Annotated in this window: 12 protein-coding genes; 6 read left to right on the top strand and 6 right to left on the bottom strand. The window is 70.4% G+C overall.

From position 1 onward, the window contains the following. Positions 1-201: 201 nt before the first annotated feature. The 3 genes from G4D85_RS44185 to G4D85_RS44175 form a co-directional block, all read right to left on the bottom strand. Positions 202-813 (bottom strand): YiiX family permuted papain-like enzyme, encoded by a 612-nt coding sequence (locus G4D85_RS44185; RefSeq protein WP_164020325.1) that lies wholly within the window; start codon positions 811-813, stop codon positions 202-204. A gap of 130 nt (positions 814-943) precedes the next feature. Next, complete coding sequence (gene thpR, locus G4D85_RS44180) at positions 944-1,498, bottom strand: RNA 2',3'-cyclic phosphodiesterase (RefSeq protein WP_164020323.1); 555 nt, start codon at positions 1,496-1,498, stop codon at positions 944-946. Between the two features lie 3 nt (positions 1,499-1,501). After that, positions 1,502-2,026, bottom strand: coding sequence for a metal-dependent hydrolase (locus G4D85_RS44175; protein ID WP_164020321.1), 525 nt, complete (start codon positions 2,024-2,026; stop codon positions 1,502-1,504). An 83-nt stretch (positions 2,027-2,109) separates the two neighbouring features. Between G4D85_RS44175 and G4D85_RS44170 the strand changes: the two genes are divergently transcribed. Both G4D85_RS44170 and G4D85_RS44165 read left to right on the top strand, forming a co-directional pair. Next, positions 2,110-3,342, top strand: coding sequence for an adenylate/guanylate cyclase domain-containing protein (locus G4D85_RS44170; protein WP_164020320.1), 1,233 nt, complete (start codon positions 2,110-2,112; stop codon positions 3,340-3,342). Between the two features lie 79 nt (positions 3,343-3,421). After that, the gene (locus G4D85_RS44165; RefSeq protein WP_164020317.1) at positions 3,422-4,282 is read left to right on the top strand and encodes a caspase family protein; all 861 of its coding nucleotides are present in this window, start codon (positions 3,422-3,424) and stop codon (positions 4,280-4,282) included. A 72-nt stretch (positions 4,283-4,354) separates the two neighbouring features. Here G4D85_RS44165 and proS read toward each other — a convergent pair whose 3' ends face one another. Further along, a complete protein-coding gene (proS, locus tag G4D85_RS44160; RefSeq protein WP_164020314.1) occupies positions 4,355-5,788 on the bottom strand; it encodes a proline--tRNA ligase in 1,434 nt (477 codons plus the stop codon). Between the two features lie 177 nt (positions 5,789-5,965). Between proS and G4D85_RS44155 the strand changes: the two genes are divergently transcribed. The 4 genes from G4D85_RS44155 (at position 5,966) to G4D85_RS44140 (ending at position 9,016) form a co-directional block, all read left to right on the top strand. Beyond that, positions 5,966-6,640, top strand: a complete 675-nt coding sequence (locus tag G4D85_RS44155) for a DUF4336 domain-containing protein (RefSeq protein WP_164020312.1) — start codon at positions 5,966-5,968, stop codon at positions 6,638-6,640. Beyond that, the gene (locus tag G4D85_RS44150; RefSeq protein ID WP_164020310.1) at positions 6,621-7,340 is read left to right on the top strand and encodes a TetR/AcrR family transcriptional regulator; all 720 of its coding nucleotides are present in this window, start codon (positions 6,621-6,623) and stop codon (positions 7,338-7,340) included. Before G4D85_RS44155 ends, G4D85_RS44150 begins: the two co-directional genes overlap by 20 nt. A 76-nt stretch (positions 7,341-7,416) precedes the next feature. Next, the gene (locus G4D85_RS44145; protein ID WP_164020308.1) at positions 7,417-8,025 is read left to right on the top strand and encodes an MXAN_6652 family MXYO-CTERM-anchored protein; all 609 of its coding nucleotides are present in this window, start codon (positions 7,417-7,419) and stop codon (positions 8,023-8,025) included. A 112-nt stretch (positions 8,026-8,137) separates the two neighbouring features. After that, complete coding sequence (locus G4D85_RS44140) at positions 8,138-9,016, top strand: endonuclease/exonuclease/phosphatase family protein (RefSeq protein WP_164020307.1); 879 nt, start codon at positions 8,138-8,140, stop codon at positions 9,014-9,016. 17 nt (positions 9,017-9,033) lie between these two features. On the opposite strand, the gene G4D85_RS44135 is transcribed toward G4D85_RS44140, so the two are convergent. After that, a complete protein-coding gene (locus G4D85_RS44135; protein WP_164020306.1) occupies positions 9,034-9,585 on the bottom strand; it encodes a hypothetical protein in 552 nt (183 codons plus the stop codon). Positions 9,586-9,691: 106 nt separating this feature from the next. Further along, positions 9,692-10,081 (bottom strand): hypothetical protein, encoded by a 390-nt coding sequence (locus G4D85_RS44130; protein WP_164020305.1) that lies wholly within the window; start codon positions 10,079-10,081, stop codon positions 9,692-9,694. Positions 10,082-10,242 lie beyond the last annotated feature (161 nt).

The raw sequence follows: 10,242 nt of genomic DNA, 5'->3' as shown, positions 1-10,242 counted from the left end.
CGCAGGGCTGCCTGCTCGGCCATGGCGCGCCTCCCTACAAGCACCAACAGCCAGCCCCCTCACTTGCCTCCCGCCCGCCTCACACGCCAGGCAACCTCAAACCCCGCATCTCGCGCAGTTCAACTAGCCGCGCGACCCCGCCTCTCCACAGCCCGGTCCCCGCTGACCCGGGCTGTACCCGGCGCGTGGGAAGACGCGCTCCTACCGCACCGACGGGAAGTCCGAGTGCACCACTTCCAGCCGTGCATCCGTGGCCAGGCTCGCGGGCGTCACCAGCTCCAGGTCCATGGGCACCTTCGCGCCGTACCGCTCGCGCATGGGCTTCTTCAGCCCGGCCACCTTGAGCGAGCCCAGGCGCTCCATCTTCCCGTACTCCACGCCCGCGCCCTGGGCGTACGCCTTGCGCACCAGCTCCGAGCAGTACATCGCCTCGTCACCCCAGCCGAAGTGCCAGTCATAGGGCTTGCCCAGGTGCGTCTTCGCCGTGTCCACGGCCTGCTGCTTCTGCGCATCGCTCAGCGCCTTCGGCCGCAGCACCAGGATGCGGCCCTTCACGCCGCGCGCCTTCCACTTCGCGAAGGACACGCGCTGCACCGGCTGCACGGCCTCCACCACCCAGGCACCCTTGGGCGTCACCTCCACCATTCCAACGTGAGAGAACGGGCTCTCCGTCGCCGCCTGGATGAACTGGGACTGCCGCGAGCGGGAGGTGTGCAGGACGATGTCCCCCGTCCGCAGGCCTTCCTCCAACCGTGGCGCCGCGACCGCTCCGTGGGCACCCAGCCACACCGCTACGAGGACACTCCACCGCATCGTCCAAGTCCTTTCGGGCGCTTGCATGCGCCTGCCCACGGATATTGCAGCCAGGATGCCAGCCGGCCGGGACGGTGCGAGCCCGGCGCCAGTCCGCGTCCACCCATGGCCTCCCTCGTGCCGAAAGCCGTCACCCCGCGCGCGTGAGCGGCACATCCAGCCGGGGGTGGTAGTGCCCGCCCCGGCTCTCGAAGAGCACCAGCCGGTCCACGCGCCCCTCGCCGAAGTCCGACGCCTCCAGCGCCTGCGCACACCGCGCGAGGGCCGGGTCTCCCCTCGGGTCCTTCGCGCGCGCCAGGGTGAGGTGCGCGGTGTACTCGCGGTGCTCGGGCTCGAAGCCCAGCGGCTGGAGCACGGCGGCCGTGTCCACCTGGAGTGCCTCCAGCGCGTCCGTCGCCCCGCGCACGTCCGCCCAGAGCACGCGCGGGCGCGCGGGCGAGCCGAAGCTCCCCCCGCCACCCACGGACAGGACGAAGGGCGCGTGCCGGGGGCCCACGGGCTCCAGCGCTTCACGGAGGGACGGCAGCCGCGCCTCCTCCACGTCGCCCAGGAACACCAGCGTGAGGTGGACGCCCTCCACCTTCACCCAGCGGGCATGCGGCGCCAGGGCGCGCAGTCGCTGCAGCTCAGCGGTGGCGCGCGACTCAATCGTGGTGCCCAGCGTGACGGCGGTGAACAGGCGCATGGCTCAGGGCTCCTGGCGGTGCCCGCGCGGCCAGAGCGCGTAGGCCCAGAAGGGGAGGAAGGCGAGCAGTTCCACCGTGACGACGTACAAGCCGCGCGAAGAGAGCATCCCCGCGCCGATGGGGGACACCGGCAGCGGGCGCAGCGGGGCGAAGTAGCGCCCCTGCGAGAAGGGCCACAGCAGCGCCGCGCCCAGGCCGCCATTGGTGAGCGAGTCCAGCACGCCATGGCTCGCCACCGCGAGGAACGTGAGCACGCCCCACTTCGCGGCCGGAGCGCGCAGGGCCCGCGCCAGGGCTACCGCGACGAGCGCCACGCCCACGGCGAAGGCCACCGAGTGCGAGGCACCCCGGTGTCCCCAGGGCGCGGAGTAGGGGATGCCGAGCCGGAAGGCCACCACGTCCGCGTCCGGCAGCAGGGCGAGCAGGGAGAGCAGCGTCATGGCGACAGCCAGCCTGCGCGCGGACGTGCCGCCCGCCTCGTACCTGCCCAGGGCCAGGCCCACCGCCACGTGACCGATGCTCGCCATACCCGGGAAGATAGCCCACCTGCCGCGAGCGGCCCGGTCCGTTCCTGGAGGGAGCGGGCACGTTGGGCTACCGTCTCTGGCCCATGCAGAAGCGTACCCAGGTCGAGGACACACTCCGGCAACGCCTGGAGGGCTGGCGCGCGCAGGTGGGCGAGTGGCTCAACCGGGTCCGGTTCGCGGGCGTGGCGGGCTGGCTGCTGATGGCCTGGGGGTTCCACTGGGGAGTGCCCCGGGGCCTGCTGGCCGCATACCTGGGAGTGGCCTTCCTGCTGTGGCTCGGCGCACGAAGCTTCCCGGCGCTCCTGAGCCGGTCAGCCCTCCTGCTCGCCGTCGTCGACATGCCCGCCATCTTCATCCTCCAACGGTTGGCCATCCTCGACTCGGCCGCCCCGGTGCCCGTCGCGCTGCTGACGCTGGGCGTCTACATCACCCTGGTGGTGGTCGTGGCGCTGGTGACGCTATCGCGTGTGCGAGTGGCGGCGACCGCCGGGGTGGCCATCGTCCTGCAGACGCTCCTGGCTCGCGCGGCCGACCTGCCGGATGCGTCCTTCCTCTCCGGCGTGGTGCTGGTGCTGTCGCTGGCCGCGCTGGCGGCGGTCTTCATCGGCCGCCAGGTGCTGGGCCTGGTGACGCAGGTGGCGCAGGAGGAGGTGCAGCGCGAGCGCCTGGGCCGCTACTTCTCTCCCGAGGTGGCCCGGCAGATTGCCGAGCGCGGCGCCGAGGCGAAGGGCGGCGAGCACCGCGAGGTGACGCTGCTCTTCTCCGACATCCGCGGCTTCACCTCCATGTCCGAGCGCATGGAGAGCCCGCAGGTGGTGGCGTTGCTCAACGAGTACCTCTCCCGCATGGTGGAGGTGGTGTTCCGCCACGGGGGGACGCTCGACAAGTTCATCGGCGACGGCATCCTCGCCTACTTCGGCGCGCCGCTGCCGCTGGCGGACCACCACGAGGCCGCCGTCTCGTGCGGCCTGGCCATGCTGGAGGCGCTGGAGGCGCTCAACACCGAGCGCGCCGCGCGGGGCGAGGAGCCGCTGCGCATCGGCATCGGCATCCACACCGGGCGCGTCGTCGTCGGGGACGTGGGCAGCGAGCAGCGGCGCGAGTACACGGTGATTGGCGACGCGGTGAACCTCGCCAGCCGGATTGAGGGGCTCACCAAGAAGGTGGGCGTCTCCATGCTCGTGTCCGGGGCGACGATGCAGCGGTGCCAGGGCGCCTTCGACTTCGAGCCGGCCGAGCCCCTGCCAGTGGCGGGCAAGGCGGAGCCGGTGGCCACCTTCGTCCCCCGCAAGCCCGCCCTGCTCCCGGCGAGCTGAGCGCCTGGAGCCCAGGCCGCCCGCGTCACACCTCCGCCCCCGGCGCTCCACCCGGCAGTACTTGGGAGGAGTGTGACTCATGGCGCAGGGATATTCGTTGAACATCGGCCTCAACTCGGTGGACCCGGCTCACTACGCGGGGTGGGACGGGGCCCTCATGGCCTGCGAGGCGGACGCGGAGGACATGGAGCTCATCGCTCGCGAGCAGAAATACGGCACCGTACGCAAGGTGCTGACGAAGGACGCGACGCGCGCGCGGGTGCTGAAGGAGATGGACGAGGCGGCCCGGGTGCTACAGCCCGGCGACCTCTACCTGCTGTCGTACTCGGGGCACGGCGGCCAGCTGCCTGACAGGAACAACGACGAGGTGGACGCCCAGGACGAGACGTGGGTGCTCTATGACGGAGAGCTCATCGACGACGAAATCTACAACTCGCTGTCGAAGCTGAAGCAGGGCGTGCGCGTGCTGATGTTCTCCGACAGTTGTCACAGCGGCACGGTGAGCAAGATGGCCTACGCGGCGCTGCGCGGCAGCGGCAGCCTGGAGATGCTGGCGGACACCGTGCAGGACTCGGTGCCCGAGGAGCGGCGCTTCAAGGACATGCCGGTGGGCATCGCCCTGCGCACCTACCGCAACAACAAGGCCATGTACGACCAGATCATGGACGCGCTGCCCAAGGACGACCCGAAGCTGACGATGAAGGCCACCGTGCTGCTCATCTCCGGGTGCCAGGACAACCAGCTCTCCAGCGACGGCTCCTTCAACGGCCTCTTCACGGCCAACCTGCTGCGCGTCTACAACGGCGGGAAGTTCCGCGGCAGCCACCGCACCTTCCACCGCCGCATCGTCCGGCGCATGCCGCCGCTGCAGTCGCCCAACTACTCCCTCGTCGGCATTCCCAGCCGCGAGTTCGAGCGCCAGACGCCGTTCACCGTCTAGCGACGCCCGCGAAAAGCGAGAGGGCCGCGGGATGACTCCCGTGGCCCTCTGGCTTCACCGCTCAGGCGTGGCTCAGTACGCCTTGGAGAACACGATGCGGCCCGGCGAGGGCTCGCCGGTGACGACGCACTTGCCCGGCTCCTGCTTGAGGCTGAAGGGGCGGCAGCGCGTGGTGAGCCCCGTCTCCTCCTTGATGCGCGCCTCCACCTTCGGGTCCAGGTTCCAGTGCGCCAGGAGGAAGCCGTCGTCCGCCTTCGCCTTCAGCTCCTCGTAGGAGTTGACCTCGAAGGTGTGCGAGTCGCGGTGGGCCTTCGCCTTGTTGAACAGGTCCTTCTGCATGGCGTCCAGCATGGCCTGGGCCTTGGTGACGGCCTCACCCAGCGGGATGAACTCCTTCTGCTTCAAGTCCCGGCGCACCATGACGCACGAGTCCTTGGCCAGGTCCTTGGGCCCGATTTCGATGCGCACGCACGTGCCCACCAATTCGTGCTCGTAGTACTTGAAGCCCGGGCCCTTGCTGTCGTCGTCGTCCACCACCACGCCCAGCCCCGCCTTGCGCAAGTCGCTGGCCAGCGCGTGGCTCTTCTCCAGCACCTGCGCCTTCTCCGTGTCCGAGGCCTTGCCGAAGATGGGGATGATGACCACGTGCGTGGCCGCCAGCTTCGGCGGGACGATGAAGCCGTTGTCATCCGAGTGCGTCATGATGAGGCCGCCGATGAGGCGCGTGGACACGCCCCAGGACGTCTGCCACACGAAGTGCTCCCGGCCGTCGCGGCCCTGGAACTTCGTGTCGAAGGCCTTGGCGAAGTTCTGCCCCAGGTTGTGGCTGGTGCCCGCCTGCAGCGCCTTCTTGTCCTGCATCATCGCCTCGATGCTGTACGTGCGCAGCGCGCCGGCGAACCGCTCCGACTCCGACTTGCGCCCCGTCAGCACCGGCATCGCCATGTAGTCCTCGGCGAACGTCCGGTAGACCTCCAGCATCTGGAGCGTCTCCTTCTCCGCGTCCTCCTCCGTCTCGTGGCAGGTGTGGCCTTCCTGCCAGAGGAACTCGGTGGTGCGCAGGAACAGGCGCGTGCGCATCTCCCACCGCATCACGTTCGCCCACTGGTTCAGGAGCAGGGGCAAGTCCCGGTAGCTCTGAATCCACTTGGAGAAGGAGCGGTTGATGATGGTCTCACTGGTGGGCCGGATGACGTAGGGCTCCTCCAGCTTGGCGCCGCCCGCGTGCGTGACGACGGCCAGCTGCGGGTTGAAGCCCTCGACGTGCTCCGCCTCCTTCTTCAGGTAGCTCTCGGGGATGAGCAGCGGGAAGTAGGCGTTCTTGTGGCCCAGGTCCTTGAACATCTTGTCCAGGACACGCTGCATGTTCTCCCAGATGGCGTAGCCGTTGGGCCGGATGACCATGCAGCCCTTCACGTCCGAGTAGTCGGCGAGCTTCGCCTTCTGGACCAGGTCGACGTACCACTCGGAAAAGCCCTTCTCGCGGGGCGTGAGCTTCTCGGCCATGTGCGGAGCACCCTTCGAAAGTCGTTGAAAGAGGAGGGTTGCCTACGCTGGCCCCTCCCGGAAATCAACGGCCCCGTCGCCCCTAGCGTTCCCCGTCGCATGGAATGGGTTGCGATAAATTCGACCAGCGGTCAAAATATGGAACAAAGGTAGGAACCCACACCCCAGGAGACACCCATGCTTCGCCTCGTGGCCGAGGACGTCCATGTCCTCACCGTGCCCTTCCGCTTTGCCGGCCTCGAGGTGGGCGGCCGCATGACTGTCATCCGCCTGCCGAACGGTGGGCTGTGGGTCCACTCGCCCGTCCGGCTGACTCCCGAGGTCCGCGCGGCGGTGGATGCGCTGGGGCCGGTGCGCTTCCTGGTGGCGCCCAACCTCATGCACTACCTGGCCGTGCCGGACTGGGCGGCGGCGTATCCGGACGCGCAGGTGGCGGCGCCCCGGCACCTGCGGCGCAAGCGGCCCGACATGCGCATCGACCTGGAGATGGGGGACGCGGCGGAGGTCGGCTGGGCGGGCGTCATCGACCAGGTCTACGTCCGGGGCATGCCGAAGCTGGACGAGTTCATCTTCTTCCACCGTCCCAGCCGCACGGTGCTCGTCACGGACCTGGCCTTCAACTTCCACCAGACGGACTCGTGGCGCCTGCGCGTCTATCTGAAGCTCAGCGGCGCGTGGCAGCGGCTGGCGTCCACGCTCACCGCCCGGCTCCTCATCAAGCACAAGCCGTCGGTGCGCGAGGCCCTCAGCCGGGTGATGGCGTGGGACGCGGAGCGGGTGGTGGTGTGCCACGGCGACGTGGTGGAGCGCGGTGGCCGGGAGGCGCTGGCGAATGGCTTCAGCCGGCTCTAGCGGGGGCGGGCGGAAGTCGCCCGCCGGCCGCCGCCGCGCGCCGCCCAGGGAGGTGGCCCCCGCCTCGGGCGCGGAGGAGCGCGAGGCCCGCAAGGCGCGCCGTCAGGAGGGACGGCGCAAGGCCATCCTCACCGCGGCCAGGGCCGTCCTGGTGCGCGAGGGCCTCGCCGGGCTGACGCTGGAGGCGGTGGCCGCCGAGGCGGACCTGAGCAAGCCGTCGCTCTTCTACTACTTCCGCTCCAAGGAGGACCTCGTCGGGGAGCTGGCGGTGGAGGGGCTCGCCCGCGAGGTGGAGGTGCTGGAGGCGGCGGTGGCCTCCGCCCCGGGTGGCGTGGAGGCGCTGTCGGCGCTGGTGCGGGCGAAGGTGGACCTGTACGCGGAGGACCTGGACGCCTTCCGCGTCGTGTACCTCTGGCCCCAATTGCTGGGCCGTCAGTCCGACTCGCAGCGCGAGCGCGTGTATGCCCTGAGCGCGCGGCTCAATGATTCGCTCGAGGCCCGGCTCCAGGTGGAGGCGCGCGCGGGCCGGCTCGCCCCGGGCTTCCAGCCGCGCCGGCTGGCCAACGTCGCGTGGACGGTGGCGCACGGGCTGCTGTCGATGGTGGCCGGACTGGAGAATGCCGGGGGGAACACCCGGCACACCTTGTCGCAACTGCGTGACGAGGCCTGTGCGCTGCTGCTCCGGGCCGGTGTGCGCTGAGTGTTGCTGGGAACGGATGCCGCATCGCGCTATGAAGGAGCCTCTTCCCAGTCGTTCTCCATCAGGAGGCTTCTTCATGCGGTCGTCTCTTTCGTCTCTCGGGGTTGCTGGCGCCATGGCGGCGTGCCTCGTCTCCGGCTCCGCGTTCGCGTACGTCACCGGCAACGTGGGCTACAGCGGCAAGCAGTCCGGCACGTCCACGTGCATGGGCTCCGGCTGCCACAGCGGTGGCGCCACGCCCACGGTGACGCTGGAAGGTCCCGCCACCCTGGAGCCGGGCGCCACGGGCAACTACTCGATCATCATCAAGGGCGGCGCGGCCTCCCGCGGCGGCTTCAACGTGGCGGTGAGCGCCGGCTCGCTGACCGCCGGCTCGGGCCAGCGCAAGGAGAGCGGTGAGCTGACGCACACCCAGTCCAAGGCCTTCGCCAACGGCGAGGCGCGCTTCGACTTCACCCTGGTGGCGCCGGCCTCTGGCGCCACCATCACCCTCTTCGGCGCGGGCAACTCCACCAACGGAGACCAGCAGCCCGAGGGTGACGGCTCGGCCCTGTCCCAGAAGACCATCACCGTGGGCGATGGCGGCGGTGGTGATGACGAGGGTGGCTGCGCCGCCGCCGGTGGCGTGCCGCTGCTGGGCGCGGTGCTGCTGCTGGTGGGTGCGCGCCTGCGTCGCCGCCGGTAGCCGCCGCCAGGCTCCGCCGCACCGCGTAGGCGTCTGCCTGCCCGGCGGACGGGCCCGGAGCGGTGGGGAGACAGCGTCGGGAGGCGCGGCCTAACATCCGCGCCCTTCCGACATGCACCTCCGCCGACTCCTGCCCATCCTGTTCCTGATGGGGCCGCTCGCGTGTGCGACCGGCCCCGGCCTCCGCCCGCCGGAGGCCCCGGCCACCTCCGTCCAGCGCAAGACGGGGGAGCTTCGGGTGATGACCTTCAACATCCAGTCCGGGGCCCGAGGGCTGGAGGGCGTGGCGAACGTCATCCGCGCCTCGGTGCCGGACGTCGTCGCGCTGCAGGAGGTGGACGTCGGCTCCACGCGCGCGGGCGGGGTGGACCAGGTGGCGGAGCTGTCCCGCCTCACCGGCCTGCCGTACCGCGCCCACTTCCGCACCACGGACCTGTATGGCGGCGCTTATGGCCTCGCCCTGCTGTCCCGCTTCCCGCTGGAGTCGCTGGCGCAGTACCCGCTGCCGGTGCCTCGCGGCGCGGAGCCCCGCACGCTGGCCCACGCGGTGCTCCAGGTGGACGGGCGCGAGGTGAGCGTCTACCTCACCCACCTCATCCGCCGCCCCTTCAACGGGGACGCGCGCGTGCGGCAGAGCGCGCTGGTGGCCCGGCTGCTGGCGGCCGACGCGAGGCCCAAGCTGCTGCTGGGGGACCTCAACGACGACCCGGACTCGCGCCCCATCCGCCTGCTGCGGCGGGGCATGCGGGACGTGGTGGCCGCCACCGGCGGGGCGACGGGCACGTACCCGCTGCCGTTCGTCCTGCCCACGCTGCGCATCGACTACGTGCTGGCGTGTGAGTCTTTCACGCCGGTGGCCAGCCGCGTGCTGCGCGTCAACGTGTCGGACCACTACCCGGTGGTGGCGGACCTGCGGCTGAGGCCGGAGCCCACCCCGGCGGTGGCCGAGCGCCCCGCCGAGCCGGGCGCCACCGCCGCCTCCGCGCCGTAGCGGGCTCCCGGGCTCCGTCAGCTCACGTTGAAGCGGTAGAGCACTTCCTTGTCGCCCTTCTTGTAGCTCTTGAGCACCTGGTGCTGGAGGTTCTTCGCGCCCAGGTACGTCAGGCCGCCAAACGCGAAGCCCATCACCGACAGCTCGAAGTACGCGTGGGGCCTGGGCACGTTGACGATGTTCAGGTCCGTGTAGCCCTGTCCGGGGAGGGCCTTCAGGTCGCCCTCGGTGAAGTAGCCCTTCCAGATTCCGGGGGTGAACTGGAGGAAGCGCCGCAGGTCTCCGGGGCTGAACATGGTCTTCAGCTGGCCCTGGCTCAGCGCGTACTCGGCGGACTTGATGCCGAACTGCCACCAGGCGCTCTCGTTGCCGGAGTAGAAGCGCGAGAGCAGCTCCTCGTTGAAGCGGAGGAACGCCTCCGCCGGCATGCGCGTCACCGGCATGATGGGCATGGCGAAGAACGGCTCCTTCTTCGCGAAGTCCGCGAGGAAGCTCTTCCAGGCCGCCTCTCCGTGGGACTGCACCATCATCTGCTGCCGTGCCAGGAACGCGACGCCTTTGACTTCCATTCGAGTCCTCCCGCTGCTTCCAAGCATGCTCCGGGGCGGCCCATTCTGCGCTGGCGCCTGAGTCAGGGGAACTGACGTCTGGCGGAAGGTCGCGCCCGCTCGCCTGCTACTCGAGCTGGAGGCCGCAGTCGGCGCAGGCCCCGGCCACCAGGGGCGCGGCGGTGCCACACGCGGGGCAGGGCGGCTCACCGTCCTCGGCGGGCGCGGCGAGGGACTGCCCGGGTGTTCCGGTGGGCATCAGCCCCTCGCGGTGGATGCTGTCCATCCAGCGTTGCTGGAGGAGGGCGGCCACGCGGGGACCGTCCTCGGGGCGCACCAGCACCTGGAACTTCGGGCTGCATCCCAGCTTCTCGCACGCCTCGCGGTGCACGAGCGCCGGCACGTCCGCGCCCAGACAGGCCTCCACCAGTCGCCGTGCGTCCATCAGCGCCATCTCCGCGCAGGGCACCAGCTCCGCGTCCGACAGCACCTGTGTCGCCTCTTGCTCGGTCATCATCCTCCGGATTGGAGCGCAGGGCGGGTGGGCGCGTCTACTGCGCTCGTACGTCTGCCCGCTCTCCCGGCGTGGGGACGTGGGTGTGTGCCAGTCGACCGTCAAGCATGGCCCGGGAAGGTGGCGCGAGGATGGCCGAATCCCCACCGTGCGTGCGGTGTGCC

Origin of the sequence: Pyxidicoccus trucidator (genome assembly GCF_010894435.1) — a bacterium.
GTDB classification, from domain to species: domain Bacteria; phylum Myxococcota; class Myxococcia; order Myxococcales; family Myxococcaceae; genus Myxococcus; species Myxococcus trucidator.
Note: the sequence above shows the minus strand (reverse complement) of the source record. Positions and strands in the feature narration are given on the sequence as shown.

Coding starts and splice junctions, on each gene's coding strand:
- G4D85_RS44145 (WP_164020308.1), top strand. CDS start 7,417: ATGCGGTCGTCTCTTTCGTCTCTCGGGGTTGCTGGCGCCATGGCGGCG.
- thpR (WP_164020323.1), bottom strand. CDS start 1,498: ATGCGCCTGTTCACCGCCGTCACGCTGGGCACCACGATTGAGTCGCGC.
- G4D85_RS44135 (WP_164020306.1), bottom strand. CDS start 9,585: ATGGAAGTCAAAGGCGTCGCGTTCCTGGCACGGCAGCAGATGATGGTG.
- G4D85_RS44140 (WP_164020307.1), top strand. CDS start 8,138: ATGCACCTCCGCCGACTCCTGCCCATCCTGTTCCTGATGGGGCCGCTC.
- G4D85_RS44170 (WP_164020320.1), top strand. CDS start 2,110: ATGCAGAAGCGTACCCAGGTCGAGGACACACTCCGGCAACGCCTGGAG.
- G4D85_RS44155 (WP_164020312.1), top strand. CDS start 5,966: ATGCTTCGCCTCGTGGCCGAGGACGTCCATGTCCTCACCGTGCCCTTC.
- G4D85_RS44150 (WP_164020310.1), top strand. CDS start 6,621: ATGGCTTCAGCCGGCTCTAGCGGGGGCGGGCGGAAGTCGCCCGCCGGC.
- G4D85_RS44165 (WP_164020317.1), top strand. CDS start 3,422: ATGGCGCAGGGATATTCGTTGAACATCGGCCTCAACTCGGTGGACCCG.
- G4D85_RS44175 (WP_164020321.1), bottom strand. CDS start 2,026: ATGGCGAGCATCGGTCACGTGGCGGTGGGCCTGGCCCTGGGCAGGTAC.
- G4D85_RS44130 (WP_164020305.1), bottom strand. CDS start 10,081: ATGATGACCGAGCAAGAGGCGACACAGGTGCTGTCGGACGCGGAGCTG.
- G4D85_RS44185 (WP_164020325.1), bottom strand. CDS start 813: ATGCGGTGGAGTGTCCTCGTAGCGGTGTGGCTGGGTGCCCACGGAGCG.
- proS (WP_164020314.1), bottom strand. CDS start 5,788: ATGGCCGAGAAGCTCACGCCCCGCGAGAAGGGCTTTTCCGAGTGGTAC.